General features: G+C 70.8%; 18 protein-coding genes and 1 pseudogene. 15 read left to right on the forward strand and 4 right to left on the reverse strand.

All coding sequences use genetic code 11. The features are described from left to right. Positions 1 to 206 precede the first annotated feature (206 nt). Positions 207 to 3,782, forward strand: coding sequence for a chromosome segregation protein SMC (gene smc, locus ACZ4SA_RS13120; RefSeq protein WP_468273243.1), 3,576 nt, complete (start codon positions 207 to 209; stop codon positions 3,780 to 3,782). A 219-nt stretch (positions 3,783 to 4,001) separates the two neighbouring features. Further along, positions 4,002 to 5,423: a sugar porter family MFS transporter gene (locus ACZ4SA_RS13125; protein WP_468273246.1), complete on the forward strand. Its 1,422-nt coding sequence runs from the start codon at positions 4,002 to 4,004 to the stop codon at positions 5,421 to 5,423. Between the two features lie 39 nt (positions 5,424 to 5,462). On the opposite strand, the gene ACZ4SA_RS13130 is transcribed toward ACZ4SA_RS13125, so the two are convergent. Together ACZ4SA_RS13130 and ACZ4SA_RS13135 are read right to left on the reverse strand one after the other, a co-directional pair. Next, positions 5,463 to 6,434, reverse strand: coding sequence for an LLM class flavin-dependent oxidoreductase (locus ACZ4SA_RS13130; RefSeq protein ID WP_468273248.1), 972 nt, complete (start codon positions 6,432 to 6,434; stop codon positions 5,463 to 5,465). 142 nt (positions 6,435 to 6,576) lie between these two features. Then, positions 6,577 to 6,929: pseudogene (locus ACZ4SA_RS13135) on the reverse strand (cytosine permease); the annotation flags it as partial. A gap of 182 nt (positions 6,930 to 7,111) precedes the next feature. On the opposite strand from ACZ4SA_RS13135, the gene ftsY reads away from it, so the two are divergent. After that, positions 7,112 to 8,335, forward strand: a complete 1,224-nt coding sequence (gene ftsY / locus ACZ4SA_RS13140; protein ID WP_468273250.1) for a signal recognition particle-docking protein FtsY — start codon at positions 7,112 to 7,114, stop codon at positions 8,333 to 8,335. A gap of 94 nt (positions 8,336 to 8,429) precedes the next feature. Here the strand turns inward: ftsY and ACZ4SA_RS13145 are convergent, their stop codons facing one another. Beyond that, a complete protein-coding gene (locus tag ACZ4SA_RS13145) occupies positions 8,430 to 9,092 on the reverse strand; it encodes a bifunctional DNA primase/polymerase (protein WP_468273253.1) in 663 nt (220 codons plus the stop codon). A 426-nt stretch (positions 9,093 to 9,518) separates the two neighbouring features. On the opposite strand from ACZ4SA_RS13145, the gene nsdA reads away from it, so the two are divergent. From nsdA to ffh, 5 genes are all read left to right on the forward strand, one after another. Beyond that, complete coding sequence (gene nsdA, locus ACZ4SA_RS13150; RefSeq protein ID WP_468273256.1) at positions 9,519 to 10,991, forward strand: transcriptional repressor NsdA; 1,473 nt, start codon at positions 9,519 to 9,521, stop codon at positions 10,989 to 10,991. Between the two features lie 344 nt (positions 10,992 to 11,335). After that, positions 11,336 to 12,691 (forward strand): ammonium transporter, encoded by a 1,356-nt coding sequence (locus ACZ4SA_RS13155; RefSeq protein WP_468273258.1) that lies wholly within the window; start codon positions 11,336 to 11,338, stop codon positions 12,689 to 12,691. After that, on the forward strand, positions 12,688 to 13,026 hold the full coding sequence (locus tag ACZ4SA_RS13160; RefSeq protein WP_468273260.1) for a P-II family nitrogen regulator: 339 nt from the start codon (positions 12,688 to 12,690) through the stop codon (positions 13,024 to 13,026). The genes ACZ4SA_RS13155 and ACZ4SA_RS13160 overlap by 4 nt, the downstream gene beginning before the upstream one ends. 26 nt (positions 13,027 to 13,052) lie before the next feature. Then, the gene (locus ACZ4SA_RS13165; protein WP_468273263.1) at positions 13,053 to 15,509 is read left to right on the forward strand and encodes a [protein-PII] uridylyltransferase; all 2,457 of its coding nucleotides are present in this window, start codon (positions 13,053 to 13,055) and stop codon (positions 15,507 to 15,509) included. Between the two features lie 225 nt (positions 15,510 to 15,734). Continuing rightward, a complete protein-coding gene (gene ffh / locus ACZ4SA_RS13170; RefSeq protein ID WP_468273266.1) occupies positions 15,735 to 17,285 on the forward strand; it encodes a signal recognition particle protein in 1,551 nt (516 codons plus the stop codon). A gap of 32 nt (positions 17,286 to 17,317) precedes the next feature. Here ffh and ACZ4SA_RS13175 read toward each other — a convergent pair whose 3' ends face one another. After that, positions 17,318 to 18,121, reverse strand: a complete 804-nt coding sequence (locus ACZ4SA_RS13175) for a class I SAM-dependent methyltransferase (RefSeq protein ID WP_468273268.1) — start codon at positions 18,119 to 18,121, stop codon at positions 17,318 to 17,320. 210 nt (positions 18,122 to 18,331) lie between these two features. On the opposite strand from ACZ4SA_RS13175, the gene proS reads away from it, so the two are divergent. From proS to rplS, 7 genes are all read left to right on the forward strand, one after another. Further along, on the forward strand, positions 18,332 to 19,744 hold the full coding sequence (gene proS, locus ACZ4SA_RS13180) for a proline--tRNA ligase (protein ID WP_468273271.1): 1,413 nt from the start codon (positions 18,332 to 18,334) through the stop codon (positions 19,742 to 19,744). A 181-nt stretch (positions 19,745 to 19,925) separates the two neighbouring features. Continuing rightward, positions 19,926 to 20,519: a hypothetical protein gene (locus ACZ4SA_RS13185; RefSeq protein WP_468273273.1), complete on the forward strand. Its 594-nt coding sequence runs from the start codon at positions 19,926 to 19,928 to the stop codon at positions 20,517 to 20,519. 334 nt (positions 20,520 to 20,853) lie between these two features. Continuing rightward, positions 20,854 to 21,294, forward strand: a complete 441-nt coding sequence (gene rpsP / locus ACZ4SA_RS13190) for a 30S ribosomal protein S16 (RefSeq protein WP_468273274.1) — start codon at positions 20,854 to 20,856, stop codon at positions 21,292 to 21,294. Positions 21,295 to 21,296: 2 nt separating this feature from the next. Beyond that, positions 21,297 to 21,536: an RNA-binding protein gene (locus ACZ4SA_RS13195; RefSeq protein WP_003980229.1), complete on the forward strand. Its 240-nt coding sequence runs from the start codon at positions 21,297 to 21,299 to the stop codon at positions 21,534 to 21,536. Between the two features lie 78 nt (positions 21,537 to 21,614). Beyond that, complete coding sequence (rimM, locus tag ACZ4SA_RS13200) at positions 21,615 to 22,160, forward strand: ribosome maturation factor RimM (RefSeq protein ID WP_468273276.1); 546 nt, start codon at positions 21,615 to 21,617, stop codon at positions 22,158 to 22,160. Further along, a complete protein-coding gene (gene trmD / locus ACZ4SA_RS13205) occupies positions 22,160 to 22,981 on the forward strand; it encodes a tRNA (guanosine(37)-N1)-methyltransferase TrmD (protein WP_468273278.1) in 822 nt (273 codons plus the stop codon). The genes rimM and trmD overlap by 1 nt, the downstream gene beginning before the upstream one ends. 126 nt (positions 22,982 to 23,107) lie before the next feature. Further along, on the forward strand, positions 23,108 to 23,458 hold the full coding sequence (rplS, locus tag ACZ4SA_RS13210; RefSeq protein WP_100109387.1) for a 50S ribosomal protein L19: 351 nt from the start codon (positions 23,108 to 23,110) through the stop codon (positions 23,456 to 23,458). Positions 23,459 to 23,480: the final 22 nt, after the last annotated feature.

The raw sequence follows: 23,480 nt of genomic DNA on the forward strand, positions 1-23,480 counted from the left end.
GGAGTCATCGCGCAGCAAGATATGCAAGGGACGCCTCGGCGTCCCTTCTTTCTTTTGCGCTTCTGCGCTCCCGGCCCCTGATCCGGCCCTTCGGCCCGCCCTCTGCCCCCGTGGCTCCCCGTAGTCCCTGAAGTGCTTCCTTCAACATCTGATGTGCCCTGCACCTTCACGGGTGAAACCGCGAGTGAAAGGTAGAGTCCGGCGGCGTGCACCTCAAGGCCATGACCCTGCGCGGTTTCAAGTCGTTCGCCTCGGCCACGACCCTGCGGTTCGAGCCGGGCATCACCTGCGTCGTCGGACCCAACGGGTCCGGCAAGTCCAACGTGGTGGACGCGCTGTCCTGGGTCATGGGTGAACAGGGGGCCAAGTCCCTGCGCGGCGGAAAGATGGAGGACGTCATCTTCGCCGGGACGACCGGCCGGCCGCCGCTCGGCCGCGCCGAGGTCTCCCTGACCATCGACAACTCCGACGGCGCCCTCCCCATCGACTACGCCGAGGTCACCATCACGCGGATCATGTTCCGCAACGGCGGCAGCGAGTACCAGATCAACGGCGACACCTGCCGCCTCCTCGACATCCAGGAGCTCCTCTCCGACTCCGGTATCGGCCGCGAGATGCACGTCATCGTCGGGCAGGGCCAGCTCGACTCCGTGCTGCACGCCGACCCGATGGGCCGCCGGGCCTTCATCGAGGAGGCCGCCGGAGTCCTCAAGCACCGCAAGCGCAAGGAGAAGGCGCTGCGGAAGCTGGACGCGATGCAGGCCAACCTCGCCCGTGTGCAGGACCTCACCGACGAACTGCGTCGCCAGCTCAAGCCGCTCGGGCGGCAGGCCGCGGTGGCCAGACGGGCCGCGGTCATCCAGGCCGACCTGCGCGACGCCCGGCTCAGGCTGCTCGCGGACGACCTCGTACGGATGCGGGAAGCGCTGCGCACCGAGATCGCCGACGAGGCAGCGCTCAAAGCGCGCAAGGAGGCCGCGGAGGCGGAGCTCAAGGCGGCGCTGACCCGCGAGGCGGATCTCGAGGACGACGTACGGCGGCTGGCGCCACGGCTGCAGCGCGCCCAGCAGAGCTGGTACGAGCTCTCCCAGCTGGCCGAGCGGGTGCGGGGCACCATCTCCCTTGCCGACGCCCGGGTCAAGAGCGCCACCGCACAGCCTGCGGAGGAACGGCGGGGCCGCGACCCGGAGGACATGGAGCGCGAGGCCGCCCGCATCCGCGAGCAGGAGGCCGAGCTGGAAGCCGCGTTGGAGGCGGCGGAACGGGCCCTCGAGGACACCGTCGCCCACCGCGCCGACCTCGAGCGGGAGCTGGCCGTCGAGGAACGGCGCCTCAAGGACGTGGCGCGCGCCATCGCCGACCGCCGCGAGGGCCTCGCCCGGCTGAACGGACAGGTCAACGCGGCCCGTTCGCGCGCGGCATCGGCGCAGGCCGAGATCGACAGGCTGGCCGTGGCACGCGACGAGGCCCAGGAGCGGGCCGTCGCCGCGCAGGAGGAGTACGAGGAGCTCAAGGCCGAGGTCGACGGGCTGGACGCCGACGACTCGGCGCTCGCGGACCGCCACGACGCGGCGAAGCGTGAACTCGCCGACGCGGAAACGGCTCTGAGCACGGCCCGCGAGGCGCTCACCTCGGCAGAGCGCAAGCGCGCCGCCGTCGCGGCCCGCCGCGAGGCGCTCGCGCTGGGCCTGCGCCGCAAGGACGGTACCGGTGCGCTTCTCGGGGCGCAGGACCGGCCCGCGGGTCTGCTCGGCCCGGCTTCGGAACTGCTCACCGTTACGCCCGGCCACGAGATCCCCGTGGCGGCTGCCCTCGGCGCGGCGGCGGACGCGGTGGCAGCGGCCGGCCCTGCCACGGCGGCCGAGGCGATTCGCCTCCTGCGGAAACAGGACGGAGGCCGGGCGGCGCTGCTCCTCGCCGGCGCGACGGGGCCGGAGTCCATGGGGCCGGGGACCACCGGACCGCAGGCGTCCGCCGACGGGCCGCCGTACGCGGCAGACCTGGTGAGCGGGCCGCCCGAGCTCATGCCCGCCGTGCGGCGGCTGCTGCAGGGTTTTGTCGTCGTGGGGACGCTCGAGGACGCCGAGGATCTCGTGTACGCGCGGCCCGGGGTCACCGCCGTGACCGCGGAGGGTGACGTCCTCGGGGCGCATTTCGCCCAGGGCGGCTCCGCGGGTGCTCCCAGTCTGCTCGAGGTGCAGGCCTCCGTCGACGAGGCGGCGGCCGAGCTCGAGGAACTGGCCCTGCAGTGCGACGAGCTGGCCGCCGCCCAGCAGCAGGCCACCGCCCGTCGCTCCGAATGCGCCGCACTCGTCGAGGAGTTGGGGGAGCGGCGGCGCGCCGCGGACCGTGAGAAGTCGGCCGTCTCCGGCCGCCTCGGCCGCCTCGCCGGCCAGGCCCGCGGCGCCGCAGGTGAGGCAGAGCGGACCGCCGCGGCCGCCGCCCGCGCACAGGAGGCGCTGGAGCGGGCGACCGAGGATGCCGAGGAGCTGGCCGAGCGACTGCTCGTCGCCGAGGAGGCTCCGGCCGAGGAGGAACCCGACACCCATGTGCGCGACCGGCTCGCGGCCGACGGCGCCAACGCGCGCCAGACCGAGATGGAGGCCCGCCTCCAGGTCCGGACGCACGAGGAGCGGGTCAAGGGGCTGTCGGGGCGCGCGGACGCGCTCGACCGGGGGGCACGCGCCGAGCGAGAGGCACGGGCGCGTGCCGAACGGCGGCGCGACCGGCTGCGTCACGAGGCGGAGGTCGCCGCGGCCGTCGCCGCCGGCGCCCGCCAGCTGCTGGCCCATGTCGAGGTGTCGCTCGTACGGGCGGAGGCCGAGCGGGCCGCGGCCGAGTCGGCCAAGGCGGAGCGCGAGCAGGAGCTGGCTGCCGCCCGCAGCACCGGCCGCGACCTCAAGGCCGAGCTCGACAAGCTGACCGACTCGGTGCACCGCGGCGAGGTGCTGGGCGCCGAGAAGCGGCTGAGGATCGAGCAGCTGGAGACGAAGGCGCTGGAGGAGCTGGGCGTGGAACCGGCCGGGCTGGCGGCCGAGTACGGTCCTGACCAGCTCGTGCCCCCTTCGCCGCCGGCCGAGGGCGAGGAACTGCCGGAGGATCCGGAGCATCCTCGCAACCAGCCCCGACGTTTCGTCCGAGCCGAACAGGAAAAGCGCCTGAAGTCGGCCGAACGGGCATATCAGCAGCTGGGAAAGGTGAATCCGCTCGCCCTGGAGGAGTTCGCGGCGCTGGAGGAGCGTCACCAGTTCCTGTCGGAACAGCTCGAGGACCTGAAGAAGACCCGTGCGGACCTTCTGCAGGTGGTGAAGGAGGTGGACGAGCGCGTCGAGCAGGTCTTCACCGAGGCGTACCGGGACACCGCCCGCGAGTTCGAGGGCGTCTTCTCCCGGCTCTTCCCCGGCGGCGAAGGGCGGCTCGTGCTGACCGATCCCGACAACATGCTCACCACGGGCGTGGACGTCGAGGCGCGGCCGCCCGGCAAGAAGGTGAAGCGCTTGTCGCTGCTTTCCGGCGGGGAGCGGTCCCTGACGGCCGTGGCGATGCTGGTGTCGATCTTCAAGGCGCGGCCCAGCCCGTTCTACGTGATGGACGAGGTCGAGGCTGCCCTCGACGACACCAACCTCCAGCGCCTGATCCGGATCATGCAGGAGCTCCAGGAGAGCTCGCAGCTGATCGTGATCACGCATCAGAAGCGGACCATGGAGGTCGCGGATGCGCTCTACGGCGTCTCGATGCAGGGCGACGGCGTCTCCAAGGTCATCAGCCAGCGCCTTCGCTGAGCCAAGACGCTCCCAGCGCACTTCTTCAAAACTTGAAGGCAAGTCGATAGGTCGCCACCCAAGGAAGATTCGAACGAGGGTATTGACTTCGAAACTTGAAGGCATAGTCTCTGCAACGTTGCTTTTACCTTCAAGTGGTGCGCCCCCCGACGCTGTGCCCCACTGGAAGGGCTCGCCCCCCACGCCCGGCGAAGCTGCCGGACGGCCTCAGGAGTACACGTGACCAGCACCGCGCAGCCGCCACCGGCACCGGGAGCCCGCTCGGCCCACCCCGAACATCTCGGGCATGTCATTTTCATCACGGCCGCCGCCGCGATGGGCGGCTTCCTCTTCGGTTACGACAGCTCCGTGATCAACGGCGCCGTCGAGGCCATCCGGGACCGCTACGACATCGGCTCGGGAACGCTGGCCCAGGTCATTGCCATCGCCCTGATCGGCTGCGCAGTCGGTGCCGCCACCGCCGGCCGGATCGCCGACCGCATCGGACGCATCCGCTGCATGCAGATCGCGGCCGTGCTCTTCATCGCCAGCGCCATCGGCTCCGCGCTGCCGTTCGCGCTCTGGGACCTCGCCCTGTGGCGGACCGTCGGCGGCTTCGCCATCGGCATGGCCTCCGTCATCGGACCCGCCTACATCGCCGAGGTCTCCCCGCCCGCCTACCGCGGCCGGCTCGCCTCCTTCCAGCAGGCCGCCATCGTCATCGGCATCGCCGTCTCCCAGCTGGTGAACTACGGCATCCTCCAGTTCGCCGACGGCGAGCAGCGCGGCGACATCGCCGGCCTCGAGGCCTGGCAGTGGATGCTGGGTGTGGAGGTCGTCCCGGCCGTGCTCTACGGACTGCTGTCCTTCGCGATCCCCGAGTCGCCGCGCTTCCTGATCTCCGTCGGCAAGGTCGACCAGGCGAAGCAGGTGCTCGCCGACGTCGAAGGCAAGAGCGTCGACCTGGACGCCCGCGTCCGGGAGATCGACCACGCGATGCACCGTGAGCACAAGTCCACCTTCAAGGACCTGCTCGGCAGCCGCTTCGGCCTCCTGCCCATCGTCTGGGTCGGCATCGGGCTCTCGGTCTTCCAGCAGCTCGTCGGCATCAATGTCGCGTTCTACTACTCCGCGACCCTGTGGCAGTCCGTCGGCGTCGACCCGTCCAGCTCGTTCCTCTACTCGTTCACCACGTCGATCATCAACATCGTCGGCACCGTGATCGCGATGGTGCTGGTCGACCGGATCGGCCGCCGGCCACTCGCACTCATCGGCTCCACCGGTATGGCGATCGCACTGGCCTTCGAGGCCTGGGCCTTCTCCGCCGACCTCGTCGACGGCAAGCTCCCCGACACCCAGGGCCTCGTGGCCCTGGTCGCCGCCCACGTCTTCGTGCTCTTCTTCGCGCTCTCCTGGGGCGTCGTGGTCTGGGTCCTTCTCGGCGAGATGTTCCCGAACCGGATCCGCGCCGCCGCCCTCGGCGTCGCCGCCTCCGCGCAGTGGATCGCCAACTGGACCATCACCGCGAGCTTCCCGAGCCTCGCCGACTGGAACCTGTCCGGCACGTATGTGATCTACACGATCTTCGCCGTGCTCTCGATCCCCTTCGTACTCAGGTACGTCAAGGAGACGAAGGGCAAGGCGTTGGAGGAGATGGGCTAATCCCCGCTGCCTCTCTCCTCGCCACGGAACTGCCCCGGCTCAGCGCGTGAGCCGGGGCAGTACGTGTTCGCACAGCAGCTGCAGGCTGCGCCATCCCTCGTCCACCGGCATGCCGCCGCACAGCGGATGCAGCACCAGGCTCTCGGCGCCCAGGCTCACGCACTCGTCCGGCGTCACGATCCGGTAGACGCCCTCGCTGCGCAGCTCCGGGGCAGTGGCCGCACCGGAGCGCACCGCGGAGCGGATGTCCTTGGACTGCCAGGAGGCGTAGGTCCGCGCTTCGTGCAGGAAGTGCTCCCCGTACAGCGCCCAGGTGCGGTCCGGATCCTCCGAGATGTGCAGCAGCGGCGTCTTCTCCGCGGGCATCATGCAGAAGCCCTCCGTCCCGTACTCCGCCCGCCGGGCCTCGTAGTACGCCTCCAGCTCCGGCAGATGCGCGCTGGGGAAGAACGGCAGACCGAACCGGGCGGCCCTGTGCGCCGCCGCGCGGGACGACCCGCCGACGAGCAGCATCGGATGCGGACGGGTGTACGGGCGCGGGGTGACCCGCACGGTCCGGCCCCGGTAGGTGAAAGTCTCGCCGGTCCACGCCGCGAGCAGCGTCTCGAGCAGCTCGTCCTGGAGCGCCCCGCGCCGGGCCCACGCCACTCCCAGCTGCTCGTACTCCTCGGGCCGGTAGCCGATGCCGGCGACCATGACCAGCCGGCCTCTGCCGATCAGGTCGAGCACGGCGATGTCCTCCGCCAGCCGCAGCGGATCGTGCAGCGGACCGATGACCGCGGAGACCGTGACGGCGAGCCGCCGGGTGGCGCCGAGGACGGCCCCCGCGAAGGTCAGCGGGGACGGAAGCCAGTTGTTGTCCGCGCCGTGGTGCTCCTCCGTCTGGATCGTGTCGACGCCGCGGTCGTCGGCGTACGCGGCCATCTCCAGGGCCGCGCGGTAGCGGGCCGCGAGGGTCTCAGGAGTCGCGGCCGGGTCGACCATGTTGAAGCGGGCCACCGTGAAGGCCATGGGAAATCCCCCTCCGCCGGGTCGGACGTGGCGAAGGGGGACGTTAGCTGACGTGGCGTCAGATGGACAGCGTTGCGGGCTCCCGTTGCGCCGCGGACTCCTCGGATCCGGGCGGTGCGGCCGGTGTGCGCGGCGGCACGGCGATCGTCTCCCAGCCCCACCGGGCCACCCGGATCAGCGACCCGGGGAAGAGGTTGCCGTGCTGTCCGAAGACCGCGCGGGAGAGGGCCATGCCGGGGGAGCCCCCGCGCTTGCCGGCGATGGAGATCAGACCCACGATCCCGTACGAGAGGACGGGTGCCGCGACCGCGACGGTCAGTACCTGCCAGAAGTTCAGTCCGTTGAACCGGCGCCCATCGTGAGCAGCAGGACGCTGATGTTGGCGGCAACCCGGGTGGGGAACAGCTCACGGACGTGACCGGTGCGCTCGCCGTCGGGAACGGGCTCGAGGCCGCGGGTCTCTATCGCGCCTTCGGATTCGGAGGCGTGGGGCATGAAAGTGGCTCCATGGGGGGTGGGGGGCGCCGGAGAGTGGGGGACCGGAGGGCTGCCGGGAGAGAGCCGGAGCCATCAAGCATCGTACGAACACCCCAAAACGTCCAAATGGGTGAGTCGGCCTTTGTGTGATCCTCCGACGCCCCCGTAGTGCCGCGGCTGTGGCCGATACTGGACGGGTTATGGAAATCGTCATCCTTGCCGTAGTCATCGCCCTGGTCGCGATCGGCGCGATCAGCGGCCTCGTGGTCAGCAGCCGCAAGAAGAAGCAGCTGCCGCCACAGGCGCCGCCGACCACGCCGACCATCACTGCTCCGCCCGCCGAACCGCATGTCGGCGAAGAGGCGGAGACACCGCGGGAAGAACCCCGCCGCACCATCGAGGAGGTCGACCTCCCGACGGCCGAGGACGCCGTCGAAACGCCTGCCGCCGTCGAGGACCCGGTCGTCGCCGAGGCTCCCGCGCCTGCCGTCGAGATCCCGGAGCCGACCGCCGGCCGGCTCGTCCGGCTCCGTGCCCGCCTCGCCCGATCCCAGAACACGCTCGGCAAGGGGCTCCTCACGCTCCTGTCCCGCGAGCACCTCGACGAGGACACCTGGGAGGAGATCGAGGACACGCTGCTCACCGCGGACGTGGGCGTCGCCCCCACGCAGGAGCTCGTGGAGCGGCTTCGTGAGCGGGTGAAGGTCCTCGGCACCCGCACTCCGGAGGGCCTGCGCACGCTGCTGCGTGAGGAGTTGCTGCAGCTCGTCGGCACAGACTTCGACCGTGCCGTCAAGACCGAGAGCGGTCTCGACACTCCCGGCGTCGTCATGGTCGTCGGAGTCAACGGCACCGGAAAGACCACCACCACCGGCAAGCTCGCCCGCGTCCTGGTCGCGGACGGCCGCTCCGTCGTGCTCGGCGCCGCCGACACCTTCCGCGCCGCCGCCGCCGACCAGCTGCAGACCTGGGGCGAGCGCGTCGGCGCCCGCACCGTACGGGGGCCCGAGGGCGGCGACCCGGCCTCGATCGCGTTCGACGCGGTCAAGGAGGGCATCGCCGAGGGCGCGGACGTCGTGCTCATCGACACGGCGGGCAGGCTGCACACCAAGACGGGCCTGATGGACGAACTCGGCAAGGTCAAGCGGGTCGTGGAGAAGCACGGTCCGCTGGACGAGGTCCTGCTCGTCCTCGACGCCACCACCGGCCAGAACGGCCTGGTGCAGGCGCGGGTCTTCGCCGAGGTCGTGGACATCACCGGCATCGTGCTGACCAAGCTGGACGGCACCGCCAAGGGCGGCATCGTCGTCGCGGTCCAGCGCGAGCTGGGTGTGCCCGTCAAGCTCGTCGGCCTGGGCGAGGGCGCGGACGACCTGGCCCCGTTCGAGCCCGAGGCGTTCGTCGACGCGCTCATCGGCGACTGAGCGCACCCGCGCGTGAAGGCGCCCGGCCGTCCTGAGGTCGACCGGGCGCCTTTCTGTGTTTTCTGCGCGTGCAGCAGGCCCGGCCGCCCGTGGATCAGGACCGGCTGCGGTGGCAGATGTACGCCAGCGTGCCCAGCAGTAGCCGGGCCTCCGGCGGGGCCGCCGCCGTGTCCAGGGAGGGCGGCCGCAGCCAGCGGACGGGTCCGAGGCCCCCGCGGTCGGACGGCGGGGCGGTGATGTGGTCGCCGGGGCCCAGGCAGCCCAGATCCAGGTCCGCGTCGTCCCAGCCCATCCGGTACAGCAGCCCGGGCAGCTCGACGGCCGCGCCGGGTGCCACGAAGAACTGGCAGCGCCCGCCCGGTGTGGCGCAGACCGGGCCGAGCGGCAGGCCCATCCGCTCCATGCGCACCATGGCGCGGCGGCCGGCCGCCGCGGCCACGTCGAGGATGTCGAAGCTCCGGCCGACGGGCAGCAGCAGCGATGCGCCCGGCACGTCGGCCCACGCCTGGCCGGCCTCCTCGAGCGTCGCCCCGGCCGGTACCTCGGGCGCGAAGTCGAGGGGGTGCGCTCCCGGTGCCGTACAGCCGGCTTCCCCGCAGGAGCACTTGCCGGACACCGCTCGCGCCCCCGGGATCACCGCCCAACCCCACAGCCCGGTGTACTCGGCCACCGCGGTGGCCTCTGTCGTGCGCCCGCGGCGCCGGGCGCCGGGCCGGATCTGACTGATCCCCCGGGTGCCGCCGATCGTGAAGCCCATGCCCCCTCCAACGGGTCGTAAGCGCCGGTGGTTACGACCTGGAGTCCCCTGGTGACGCTCCGTTGCCATCGTCGGAGTGCCGCCCGCGCGCGGTGGCGTGTGGGGGCGCACGGAACGCGGCGCGCGCCTGTGTGCGCAACGCTCCACTGCTTCCTGATCGTCGTATGTCAAGTGAATCGCGCCCGGCGGCAAGTGCGTTCACTCGGAGGGGTGGCGAATGGTGGCGATTCTGCAATCCCACTCGCCGGAGGCGTGATCGCGGCATTACTTTCGGTACACCCGCCTGCAATTGCAGTCTGCTTCCGGGTATGCCGGAGGCAATCCGGTTTCCTGTTCGACGGGTGCAACCCGGTCACAGGCGGCCGCAACTGACTGCATTCTGGTAGGGGTTCGGGCGATGAGGCTTCGGCGGATGGGGGCAATCCAGTGAGCGGCAGTGGCGCAGACGGTACGACAGCCGGCAGGCGCCCCAACGAGCAGCTGAGTTCTTGGTTCATGCGCAGCGGCTGGTCGAAGGGTGAGCTCGCGCGCCAAGTGAACCGCAGGGCACGCCAGATGGGCGCCCACCACATCAGCACGGACACCTCCCGGGTGCGCCGCTGGCTGGACGGCGAGCAGCCGCGCGAGCCGATTCCCCGCATCCTCTCCGAGCTCTTCTCCGAGCGCTTCGGCAGTGTCGTCGCCATCGAGGACCTCGGCCTGCGCTCCGCCCATCAGGCACCCTCGGTGTCCGGCGTGGACCTGCCGTGGGCCGCGGACCAGACCGTCACGCTGCTCGGCGAGTTCTCCAGAAGTGACCTGATGCTGGCGCGCCGCGGATTCCTCGGCACCTCGCTCTCCCTGGCCGCCGGCCCCGCCCTCGTCGAACCCATGCAGCGCTGGCTCGTGCCCACCCCGGCGGGCGACGGACAGCAGGAGCCGCCCGCCCCGCTGCGCAGAAGCGCCCGGCTGTCCGCGCCGGAGCTCGACCTGCTCGAGGCCACGACCGCCATGTTCCGCCAGTGGGACGCCCAGTGCGGCGGCGGGCTGCGCCGCAAGGCGGTCGTCGGCCAGCTCCACGAGGTCACCGACCTGCTCCAGGAGCCGCAGCCGCCGGCCACCCAGCGGCGTCTGTTCAAGTGCGCCGCCGAGCTGGCCGAGCTGGCCGGGTGGATGAGTTACGACGTCGGTCTGCAGCCCACCGCTCAGAAGTACTTCGTGCTCGCCCTGCACGCCTCCAAGGAAGCGGGTGACAAGCCGCTCGGCTCGTACATCCTGTCCTCAATGAGCCGACAGATGATCCACCTCGGCCGTCCCGACGATGCCCTCGAGCTCGTCCATCTCGCGCAGTACGGCAGTCGTGACTGTGCCACCGCGCGCACGCAGGCGATGCTGTATGCGATGGAGGCCCGTGCCTACGCCAACATGGGCCAGCCCAGCAAGTGCCGGCGGGCCGTCCGGATGGCCGAGGACACCTTCGCCGACATCGCCTTCGACACGGATCCCGAGCCGGACTGGATCCGGTTCTTCTCCGAGGCCGAGCTCAACGGCGAGAACGCACACTCCTACCGAGACCTCGCTTATGTCGCCGGCCGCAGTCCCACCTACGCCTCGCTCTCCGAGCCGGTCATGGAGCGTGCCGTGGAGCTCTTCCGCGAGGACGAGGAGCACCAGCGGTCGTACGCACTCAACCTGATCGGCATGGCCACGGTCCACCTGCTGAAGAGGGAGCCGGAACAGGCCACCGCCTTCGCCGGCCAGGCCCTCGGCATCGCCAAGCGGGTCCGCTCCGAGCGGGTCAACACCCGGCTGCGCAAGACCGTCGACACGGCGGCCAGGGACTTCGGGGACGTCGCCGAGGTCGCCCAGTTCACCGACCACCTCACGGCCCAGCTGCCGGAGACCGCCGAGGCGGTCTGACCGGCAGCGGCACACCAGGACCCGGCCGCGACACCCACCCCGAACTGCCCGACTCGGCTCCCCCGTGCCAAGTCATCCCGGGTGAGTGTCGCGGCCGGTTTGTGATGTGGGCAGAGGATACGCTCGGCGCCCCCGAGCGATCAGCCCGTTCATGGCGGCGTAACACACTGGACCTCTTCGTCACGGCCGCGAAACATCGAGCGGCATTTGCGGAAACGGCGCTGCGCCAACCTCATGGCGCATAGGGGCTGTCCGGCGGATCTCGGCCGGGCCCCTTACGGCCCGCCCCTTTATCCGCTTCAGGCTCCGCCCGCACGCGGCCGCACGACGACGAGGAGACGCCGATGCCCCCAGGCATCTCGACCCTTGCCGCAGACATCGAACTGTCTGCCGCCAACACAGGGTTCATGCTCATCTGTTCCGCCATGGTTATGCTCATGACACCCGCTTTGGCCTTCTTCTACGGAGGCATGGTCCGAGTCAAGAGCACCCTGAACATGCTGATGATGAGCTTCATCAGCCTCGGGATCGTCACCATCCTGTGGGTGCTCTACGGCTTCAGCATGGCCTTCGGCACCGATATCGGCTCCGTAGTCGGCTGGAGCGCGGACTACGTCGGCCTCAGCGGCATCGGCGTCACCGAGCTCTGGGACGGCTACACGATCCCGGTGTACGTCTTCGCCGTCTTCCAGCTGATGTTCGCGATCCTCACCCCAGCGCTGATCAGCGGTGCCCTCGCCGACCGCGTCAAGTTCACCGCCTGGGCGCTGTTCATCACCCTGTGGGTCACGGTCGTGTACTTCCCCGTCGCGCACTGGGTGTGGGGCGCGGGCGGCTGGCTCTTCGAAATGGGCGTGATCGACTTCGCCGGCGGCACGGCCGTCCACATCAACGCAGGTGCCGCGGCCCTCGGCGTCATCCTTGTGATCGGCAAGCGCGTCGGCTTCAAGAAGGACCCGATGCGTCCGCACAGCCTTCCGCTGGTCATGCTGGGCGCGGGCCTGCTGTGGTTCGGCTGGTTCGGCTTCAACGCGGGATCGTGGCTCGGCAACGACGACGGGGTCGGCGCGGTGATGTTCGTCAACACCCAGGTCGCCACCGCCGCCGCCATGCTCGCCTGGCTCATCTACGAGAAGATCCGCCACGGCGCCTTCACCACCCTCGGCGCCGCCTCCGGCGCGGTCGCCGGTCTCGTCGCCATCACCCCGGCCGGCGGTTCCGTCTCCCCGCTCGGCGCCATCGCGGTCGGCGCCATCGCCGGTGTGCTCTGCGCCATGGCCGTCGGCCTCAAGTTCAGGTTCGGATACGACGACTCCCTCGACGTCGTCGGTGTCCACCTCGTCGGCGGCATCGTCGGCTCCCTGCTGGTCGGCTTCTTCGCCACCGGCGGCGTCCAGTCCGACGCCAAGGGCCTCTTCTACGGCGGCGGCCTCGAGCAGCTCGGCAAGCAGGCGATCGGTGTCTGCGCGGTGCTGGCCTACTCTCTGGTCGTCTCGGCCGTCCTCGCCTTCGTCATCGACAAGACGATGGGCATGAGGGTCGACGAGGACGTCGAGGTCTCCGGCATCGACCAGGTCGAGCACGCCGAGACCGCGTACGACTTCAGCGGAGCGGGCGGCGGCGCCGGCTCCCGCAAGGCCGTGCCCGCGACGGGCGAGACCGCGGCAGCCGCAGCGCAGAACAAGAAGGTGGACGCATGAAGCTCATCACCGCAGTCGTGAAGCCGCACCGGCTGGACGAGATCAAGGAGGCCCTCCAGGCCTTCGGAGTCCAGGGGCTCACGGTCACGGAGGCCAGCGGCTACGGCCGGCAGCGCGGCCACACCGAGGTCTACCGGGGCGCCGAGTACACGGTCGACCTCGTCCCCAAGATCCGCATCGAGGTGCTGGTCGAGGACGGCGACGCCGAGCAGCTCCTGGACGTGATCGTCAAGGCCGCCCGCACCGGAAAGATCGGCGACGGCAAGGTCTGGAGCGTCCCGGTCGACACGGCCGTGCGGGTACGGACCGGCGAGCGCGGCCCCGACGCCCTCTGAGGCACAACAGAACAGGAGCCGCAGGCGTGACGAGTGCTGAAGTGATCAACGAAACGGAAGACTCGGGACCCAGCGGCTACGCGGCGGCCCGGCTGCGCCTTCTCACCGAGAAGGAGCGGCCCGGGCCGCCGCGCCGTGCGGCCCTGGCCGGGCTGACCGACACATGGCTGTCGGCGCTGTTCGGCACCGCGGCCCAGGAACAGGGCGTCGTACGGGGCATGGCGCTCGTCGCCGTCGGCGGCTACGGCCGCGGCGAACTCTCCCCGCGCAGCGACCTCGACCTCCTGCTGCTCCACGACGGCAGCGCACCCGCTTCCGCCGTCGCCGCCGTCGCGGACCGGATCTGGTACCCCGTCTGGGACCTGGGGCTCGCGCTCGACCACTCCGTACGCACCCCGGCCGAGGCCCGCAAGACGGCCGGCGAGGACCTCAAGGTGCAGCTCGGGCTGCTCGACGCACGGCCGGTGGCCGGTGACGTGGGCCTCGTCGCGTCGCTGCGCACGGCCGTGCTCGCCGACTGGCGCAACCAGGCACCGCGGCGGCTGCCCGAGCTGGACGAACTCTGCCGCGAACGCGCCGCCCGCCAGGGCGAGCTGCAGTACCTCCTCGAGCCCGACCTGAAAGAGGCCCGTGGCGGGCTGCGGGACGTCACCGCGCTGCGCGCGGTCGCCGCCTCCTGGCTGGCCGACGCCCCCCGAGAAGGGCTCACCGAAGCCCGCCGCACCCTGCTCGACGTCCGTGACTCGCTCCATCTGACCACCGGGCGCGCCACCGACCGTCTCGCCCTCCAGGAGCAGGACCAGGTCGCCGCGGAACTCGGCCTCCTCGACGCCGACGCCCTGCTGCGCCAGGTGTACGAGGCCGCGCGGACCGTCTCGTACGCCACCGACGTCACCTGGCGCGAGGTCAGCCGCGTTCTGCGGTCCCGGGCCGTGCGGCCGCGGCTGCGGGCCATGCTGGGCGGACGGGCCCCGCAGCCGGAGCGCACCCCCCTCGCCGAGGGCGTCGTCGAACTCGACGGGGAAGTGGTCCTGGCCCGCACCGCACGTCCCGAACGCGACGCGGTGCTGCCGCTGCGGGCCGCGGCAGCCGCGGCCCAGTCGGGGCTGCCGATCTCCCGGCATGCGGTCCGGCGCCTCGGCCAGGCCATGGCCGGCCACCCGCTGCCCGTTCCCTGGCCCGCGGAGGCCCGCGAGGAGCTCGTCACCCTCCTCGGTGCCGGGCCGCCGACCGTCGCCGTATGGGAGGCCCTGGAGGCCGAGGGACTGATCACCCGGCTCGTCCCGGACTGGGAACGGGTCCGCTGCCGTCCGCAGCGGAACGCCGTGCACACCTGGACCGTCGACCGGCACCTCGTCGAGACCGCGGTCAAGGCCTCGGAGCTGACCCGCCACGTCGGCCGTCCCGACCTGCTCCTGGTCGCGGCCCTGCTGCACGACATCGGCAAGGGGTGGCCCGGCGACCACTCCGTCGCCGGCGAGACCATCGCCCGGGACGTCGCCGCCAGGATCGGCTTCGACCGCGCCGACGTGGGCGTCATCGCCACGCTCGTACGCCACCACCTGCTGCTCATCGAGACGGCGACCCGGCGCGACCTGGACGATCCGGCGACCGTGGCCGCCGTGGCCTCCGTCGTGGGGTCCGCCTCCACGCTGGAGCTGCTGCATGCCCTCACCGAGGCCGATGCCCTTGCCACCGGCCCGGCCGCCTGGTCCTCCTGGCGCGGCTCCCTCGTCGCCGACCTGGTCGAACGGGTCGGCGCCGTCCTCGCGGGCGACGCCCCCGCGGAGCCGGACCAGAGCGCACCCAGCGCCGAACAGGAACGGCTCGCCGTCGAGGCCATGCGCACCGGCGAACCGGTACTCACCCTGCACGCCCAGCCGGAGGCCCCGGCCGAGGACGGCGACCCGGAACCGGTCGGTGTCGAGCTGCTCATCGCCCTGCCCGACCAGCCGGGCGTCCTGCCCGCGGCCGCCGGGGTCCTCGCACTGCACCGGCTCACGGTCCGCGCCGCAGACCTTCGGGCGATCGAGCTGCCCAGCGAGGTGGGCGACGGCTCCGTCCTGGTCCTGAACTGGCGGGTGGCGGCCGAGTACGGCTCCCTGCCGCAGGCCGCCAGGCTCCGCACCGACCTGGTGCGGGCCCTGGACGGCTCCCTGGACATCCAGGGACGCCTCGCCGAGCGCGAGGCCGCCTACCCCAGGCGGCGCGGCGTCACAGCGCCTCCGCCGCGTGTCACGGTGGCCCCGGCGGGCTCCCGCCTCGCCACGGTCATCGAGGTTCGCGCCCAGGACGCCCCGGGGCTGCTGCACCGCATCGGCCGCGCGCTGGAGGGAGCCGGTGTACGGGTGCGCAGCGCTCACGTTTCCACGCTGGGCGCGAACGCGGTCGACACGGTCTACGTGACGGACGGGAACGGCTCCCCGCTCGGCGACGCGGAGGCTGCGGCCCTGGCGAAGGGGGTCGAGGAGGCACTGCGGTGAGGGGTGACGAGCGGCGCGGCCGGTCGTCGAGCAGGGCGTGGTCCCCGCCGACGACGGGGGTGTACCACTCGCTCAGCAGGTCACGACGACCGGCAAGGCCTGCTCCCCGCCGCCGCGGGGATCGCGCCCCCGTCCACTCGTTACGGCGGGCGGGGACATGAATGTTCCGACGCCCGATACCCTTGGGGCGACCACCAGGCCCCGACCCGAGGAATCGCGACCACCGTGTTCGATACGCTTTCCGACCGCCTCAGCGCGACTTTCAAGAACCTCAGGGGCAAGGGACGCCTGTCCGAGGCTGACATCGACGGCGCGGCCCGGGAAATCCGTATCGCCCTGCTCGAGGCCGACGTGGCGCTTCCGGTCGTCCGGGAGTTCATCAAGCAGGTCAAGGCCCGCTCCCTCGGCGCCGAGGTCTCCAGGGCTCTGAACCCGAGCCAGCAGGTCATCAAGATCGTCAACGAAGAGTTGATCACGATCCTCGGCGGTGAGACCCGCCGCCTGCGGTTCGCCAAGACCGCCCCTACCGTGATCATGCTCGCCGGTCTCCAGGGCGCCGGTAAGACCACCCTCGCCGGAAAACTCGGTCTCTGGCTGAAGGCCCAGGGCCATTCGCCGCTGCTCGTCGCCTGTGACCTCCAGCGCCCCAACGCCGTCAACCAGCTCTCGGTCGTCGCCGAGCGCGCCGGTGTCGGCGTCTACGCGCCCGAGCCGGGCAACGGCGTCGGTGACCCGGTCCAGGTAGCCAAGGACTCCATCGAGTACGCCAGGACCAAGCAGTTCGACATCGTCGTCGTCGACACCGCCGGCCGTCTCGGTATCGACCAGGAGATGATGCAGCAGGCCGCGGACATCCGCGACGCCGTCGGCCCCGACGAGATCCTTTTTGTCGTCGACGCCATGATCGGTCAGGACGCCGTCAACACCGCGGAGGCCTTCCGCGACGGCGTCGGCTTCGACGGCGTGGTCCTGTCCAAGCTGGACGGCGACGCCCGAGGCGGTGCCGCACTCTCCGTCGCGCACGTCACCGGCAAGAACATCATGTTCGCCTCCAACGGCGAGAAGCTGGACGACTTCGACGCGTTCCATCCGGACCGGATGGCGTCCCGCATTCTCGGCATGGGCGACATGCTCTCGCTGATCGAGAAGGCCGAGCAGACCTTCAGCCAGGAAGAGGCCGCCAAGATGGCCTCCAAGCTGGCGAGCAGCAAGGGCAAGGAGTTCACGCTCGACGACTTCCTGGCCCAGATGGAGCAGGTCCGCAAGATGGGCTCCATCAGCAAGCTGCTCGGCATGCTTCCCGGCATGGCGCAGATGAAGGACCAGATCAACAACATCGACGAGCGTGACGTGGACCGCACGGCCGCGATCATCAAGTCGATGACCCCGGGGGAGCGCAACGACCCGACGATCATCAACGGATCGCGCCGCGCCCGTATCGCCAAGGGCTCCGGCGTCGAGGTCAGTGCGGTCAAGGGCCTGGTGGAGCGGTTCTTCGAGGCGCGCAAGATGATGTCGAGGATGGCCCAGGGCGGCGGCATGCCCGGGATGCCGGGCATGCCGGGCATGGGGGGTGGCCCCGGCCGTCAGAAGAAGCAGCAGAAGCAGGCCAAGGGCAAGCGCAAGAGCGGCAACCCGATGAAGCGCAAGGCCGAGGAGCAGGCAGCGGCGGCGCGCCGGGAGCAGGCCGCGCAGGGCGGGGCTTTCGGACTGCCCGACGGCGAGCCGGGCAAGGACTTCGAGCTGCCCGACGAGTTCAAGAAGTTCATGGGCTGATCCGCCGGACAGCCCCGCGGGGCTGTCCGGGGTCAGGGCGTGCGGGCGATCAGATAGCGGAATACGTTGGGCATCCAGATCGTGCCGTCGGGCCTCCGGTGGTCGTGGAGCGCCTCGGCGATCTCCTTCTCCACCTGCGCCGCGTCGGTGTCTCGTACGGCCGCGTCGTAGAGCCCGGTCGACAGCAGTCCCCGTACGGCGCTGTCCACGTCCGCGTAGCCGAAGGGGCAGGCGACCCGGCCCGAGCCGTCCGGGTTGAGGCCCGCCCGTCCGGCGATGTCCTCCAGGGCGTCGCGGTGGGCGGGTCGCCGGCGCTCGCCGGCGACCCGCAGCACGCCCGACGTGGCGCACCGTTCCGGCGGGCCCCATCCGGTGAGCACGACGATGCTCCTGCGTTCGGCGAGGCCCACCGCGTCCCTGAGGGCCCGCTCCAGTTCCTTGCCGTCGCCCGCACTGCCACCGACCGGTTGGAACGCGGTGATCAGGTTGTACGCGGGCCCGCCCGGCTCGGCTGCCGCGCCGATGTCGCCGTCGTACAGCCGGGCGCTCGGGCTGCCGGCCATCCGTTCCTGTGCGAGGGCGAGACGGTCGCGGTCCGTGTCGACCCCGGTCACGGTCGCGCCGCGGGCCTGTGCGATGAGCAGGGCGAGTCCGGAGCCGCAGTCGAGGCCCAGCAGCCTCGACCCGGTGCCGACCTCGAGACGTTCGTAGACCGCCTCGTAGAGGGGCACCAGCATGCGTTCCTGGATCTCTGCCCAGTCCCGGGCCCGTGTGCCTGCGTCCGCCGAGGCCGCCGACGCCTTGTCGGTCCGGTGCCGGACGAGCGTGGATGTCATCGAAAGCGCCCCAATCCGCCGAGAGGTCGGTAGTGCCCTGAAGCTCAGCCCCCGTGTGCGTACGCCCCGCGCTCCCCCCGTATGCCAGAGAACTCCGCGGGCGTCCCCACGTCCAGGGGTTGTGCGGCACTGCTTACGAGCCCGGGGCGTGCGCCCTGGGTCACCTGGCCGATTCACGCTGAGGTCTTGTATCGCCGTACGATGCGCGCCATGGCAAAGGCACCCGTTCTTACGCCGCAGGCGGAAGACTTCCCACGCTGGTACCAGGACCTGATCAACAAGGCCGAATTGGCGGACAACGGCCCGGTGCGCGGCACCATGGTCATCCGACCGTACGGCTACGGCCTGTGGGAGCGGATGCAGCAGGAGATGGACGCCCGCATCAAGAACGCGGGCGCTCAGAACGCCTACTTCCCGCTCTTCATCCCCCAGTCTTACCTGACTCGCGAGGCTGAGCACGTCGAGGGCTTCGCGCCCGAGCTCGCGGTGGTCACGCACGGGGGCGGCAAGGAGCTCGAGGAGCCGGTCGTGGTGCGCCCCACGTCGGAGACGATCATCAACGACTACTTCTCGAAATGGGTGCAGAGCTACCGGGATCTGCCGCTGCTGATCAACCAGTGGGCGAACGTGGTCCGTTGGGAGATGCGCCCGCGCGTCTTCCTCCGTACGACCGAATTCCTCTGGCAGGAGGGCCACACCGCCCACGCCACGTACGAGGACGCCAGGGACTACGCCGCGTACATCCACCGGCAGGTCTACGCGGACTTCATGGTCAACGTGCTGGGTATCGATGTGGTCCTCGGCCGCAAGACGCCCAGGGAGCGCTTCGCCGGTGCCATCAACACCCTGACCCTGGAAGGGATGATGGGTGACGGGAAGGCGCTCCAGATGGGCACGAGCCATGAGCTCGGCACCAACTTCGCCAAGGCCTTCAACACCTCGTACCTCTCCAAGGAGGGGCAGCAGGAGCTGGTCTGGCAGACCTCTTGGGGCACGTCCACGCGGATGGTCGGCGGGCTGATCATGTCCCACGGCGACGACAACGGCCTGCGGGTGCCGCCACGGCTGGCGGCCGTCCAGGTCGTCGTCATGGCCATCAAGGGCGACGAGGCGGTCGCCAAGGTCCGCGAGCTGGGCGACACCCTCAGGGCGGCCGGACTGCGCGTCCAGGTCGACGACCGCGTCGACACCCCCTTCGGCCGCCGGGCCGTCGACTGGGAACTCAAGGGCATCCCCGTACGGATCGAGATCGGCCCGCGCGACCTGGAGGCGGGGACGGCGATGCTTGCACGGCGGATCCCCGGCGGCAAGGAGCCGGTGGCCGTCGAGTCGCTCGCCCCGCTGTTGCCCAAGATCCTCGAGGACGACCAGGCGCTGCTGCTCGAGCAGTCCCGGGCCCGCCGCGAGTCCCGTACCAGCGACGTCAGCACGATCGAGGAGGCCACCGAGGCCGCGGTCGCCGGAGGATGGGCGCGCCTTCCGTGGGCAACGCTGGGCGAGGAGGGCGAAGCGAAGCTGGCGGAGCAGGCGGTGTCCGTGCGGTGCCTCGTCGCCGAGGACGGGTCGGTGCCCGCGTCCGACGACGCCCCCGGTACTGTCGCGATCGTGGCCCGCGCCTACTGAGCACTGTGTCCGGGCTCGTCGGCGGTCGCTACGCACCACCTTGGTGCGAGCTGCGAGGCTTCTCCGCAGATCGGCGTACCCGCCCTCGTCAGGACGCATCAAGGGCAACTGACGGGTACGTGCAAAATATTTGGGATGGCCCGGAATGGAACCCGCAGGCCCTCCGGCTCGTTATCACGACGTGAGCACGACACCACCTGTTCTCGCCGCAGAGCTGGCACAGGCGTGGGCCGATATTCAGCGGCACCACCCCGAGCTGCCAGATCTTGCCGCGCCCGAGTCCCTGATCGGAGAGTCCTCGTCCGCCTGCGGCGCCGAGCTCTCCTTCGAGCGACTGCTCCATGAGGCAGTCCACGGCATCGCCGCCGCGCGAGGAGTCCGCGACACCTCGCGCGCCGGCCGCTACCACAACCGCCGCTTCCTCGCGATCGCCGAGGAGATGGGCCTCGACCACGCGGAGGAGCCGCATCCCAGCAGCGGCTTCTCTCTGGTCACGCTCAGCCCCGAGGCCAAGCGGCGGTACCGCCCCACGATCGAGCGGCTGCAGCGTGCCCTCAAGGCGCACACGGTCGCAACGGCTTCCGACACCAAACGGACCTTCCGCGGACCGGCCGCCCGGCACGGCTCCTCGGGCGGCGGCGTGCGGGTCAAGGCCGTATGCGACTGCGGCCGCAATGTCAGAGTCGTCCCCTCGGTTCTCGCGCAGGCGCCGATCGTCTGCGGAGGGTGCGGAAAGCCTTTCCGTATCCCGGAAGCAGTGGGCGCGGCGAGCTGATCGTCCGCGCCCGCCCGGGCCGAGCCGCCGCGCATGCCCGGGCCGCACTCCACCTTGGACGGGCCGAGCCGCCGCGCCCGCCGGGGCCGAGCCGCACTCCCCTCGGACGGGCCGAGCCGCCGCGCCCGCCGGGGTCGGGCCGCGGACCCGGCCGTGCGGTGCCCGGCCGGTGAAAAGCCGTCGCGGGTGTGTGGCACAATGACTAGCTGTACTCGACAGCCGCACAGGAACCCTCTCGCCTCCGGCTGACGCGTCCATCGGGCACCCGAGTACCGCAACCCCACGTGGCATCTCGTTGTGCCCAACCACGTCAAGACCAGGAGACACCACTCCCGTGGCAGTCAAGATCAAGCTGAAGCGTCTCGGCAAGATTCGCCAGCCCCACTACCGCATCGTCGTCGCCGACTCCCGTACCCGCCGTGACGGCCGGGCCATCGAGGAGATCGGTCTGTACCACCCGACGTACAACCCGTCGCGCATCGAGGTCGACTCGGAGCGTGCGCAGTACTGGCTGTCCGTCGGTGCCCAGCCGACCGAGCCGGTCATGGCGATCCTGAAGCTCACCGGCGACTGGCAGAAGCACAAGGGCCTTCCGGCCCCGGCGCCGCTGCAGCAGCCGGCGACGAAGGAAGACAAGCGCGCCTCCTTCGACGCCTTCGCCAAGGCTCTCGAGGGTGACGACGCCAAGGGTGAGGCCATCACCCCGAAGGCGAAGAAGGCCGACAAGAAGGCGGACGAGGCCGAGGCCGCGTCCGCCGAGTCGACCGAGGCCTGAGGATGCTCGAGGAGGCTCTCGAGCACCTCGTGAAGGGCATCGTCGACAACCCGGACGATGTGCAGGTGGCTTCGCGCACCCTGCGCCGCGGGCGTGTGCTCGAGGTCCGGGTGCACCCCGACGACCTCGGTAAGGTGATCGGCCGCAACGGCCGCACCGCGCGCGCCCTGCGCACCGTCGTGGGCGCCATCGGCGGCCGTGGCATCCGCGTCGACCTCGTCGACGTGGACCAGGTTCGCTGAACAGTTGAACACCGGCTCGGGCCGGGGAGGGCCGACGGCCGTCCCCGGCCCGTAGTCGTATCGAAGGAGTTTGCAAGCGTGCAGCTGGTAGTCGCGCGGATCGGCCGCGCCCATGGCATCAAGGGCGAGGTCACCGTCGAGGTGCGTACGGACGAGCCCGAGCTGCGGCTCGGACCCGGCGCCGTGCTGGCCACCGACCCGGCCGGCGCCGGGCCGCTGACGATCGAGTCCGGCAGGGTGCACAGCGGTCGGCTGCTGCTGCGCTTCGAGGGCGTGAAGGACCGCAACGCCGCGGAGGCGCTGCGCAACACCCTGCTGATCGCCGAGGTCGACCCGGAGGAGCTCCCCGAGGAGCCGGACGAGTACTACGACCACCAGCTGATGGACCTCGACGTGGTGCTGGCCGACGGCACCGAGATCGGCCGGATCACCGAGATCAGCCACCTGCCCTCACAGGACCTGTTCATCGTCGAACGACCCGACGGCAGCGAGGTGATGATCCCGTTCGTCGAGCAGATCGTCACCGAGATCGACCTCGAGGAACAGCGGGCCGTCATCACTCCGCCGCCCGGCCTGCTCAACGAGGCCGAGGCCGAGATCGCGTCTCCGCGGGACGAGTCCTGATGCGCCTCGACGTCGTCACGATCTTCCCCGAGTACCTCGAGCCGCTGAACGTCTCCCTGGTCGGCAAGGCGCGCGCCCGCGGCCGGCTCGGCGTCCATGTGCACGACCTGCGCGACTGGACGTACGACCGGCACAACACGGTCGACGACACCCCCTACGGCGGCGGGCCCGGCATGGTCATGAAGACCGAGCCCTGGGGCGACGCTCTCGACGACACCCTGGCCCGCGGATACGAGGCCGGTGCCCACCGCCCGGCGCTGGTCGTGCCCACGCCGAGTGGCCGGCCCTTCACCCAGAAGCTCGCCGTCGAGCTGTCCGAGCGCCCCTGGCTGATCTTCACGCCCGCCCGCTACGAAGGCATCGACCGGCGGGTCGTCGACGAGTACGCGACCCGTATGCCGGTCTACGAGGTGTCCATCGGCGACTACGTACTGGCCGGTGGTGAGGCTGCCGTACTGGTCATCACCGAGGCCGTGGCCCGACTGCTGCCCGGTGTCCTCGGCAACGCCGAATCGCACCGCGACGACTCCTTCGCGCCCGGCGCGATGGCGAACCTGCTGGAGGGGCCCGTCTACACCAAGCCCCCCGCCTGGCGCGGACGGGCGATCCCGGACGTGCTGATCAGCGGCCACCACGGAAAGATCGCGCGCTGGCGGCGGGACGAGGCCCTGCGGCGCACGGCCCTCAACAGGCCGGACCTGATAGAGCGTTGCGACCCGGCGGAATTCGACAAGAAGGACCGCGAGATCCTCTCGATGCTCGGCTGGGCGCCGGAGCCCGGGGGCCGATTTTGGCGCAGGCCCGAGGCCGTGGAAGAATAAGCCGCTGCTGTACGCCCGGCCGGCGCCCCTGCCACAGGGGGAACGACGCCCGCCCGGCGCGAGCACCCCGATTCTCATCCCGAATTCCGTCGATGACCTGTGGCATCGGCGAGGAAGCAGACCACCATGGCTCACCTGCTCGACAACGTCAACGCCGCATCGCTGCGCAGCGACGTCCCGGCCTTCCGCCCCGGCGACACCGTGAACGTCCACGTTCGTGTCATCGAGGGCAACCGCTCCCGTATCCAGCAGTTCAAGGGCGTTGTCATCCGCCGCCAGGGCGCCGGTGTGAGCGAGACCTTCACGGTCCGCAAGGTCTCCTTCTCCGTCGGCGTCGAGCGCACCTTCCCGGTGCACAGCCCGATCTTCGAGAAGATCGAGCTCGTCACCCGCGGTGACGTCCGTCGCGCCAAGCTGTACTACCTCCGTGAGCTGCGCGGCAAGGCCGCGAAGATCAAGGAGAAGCGCGACAATTGAGCCTGAGCTCACCGCCGCGACG

It is taken from the genome of Streptomyces sp. NPDC027962 (genome assembly GCF_055566095.1).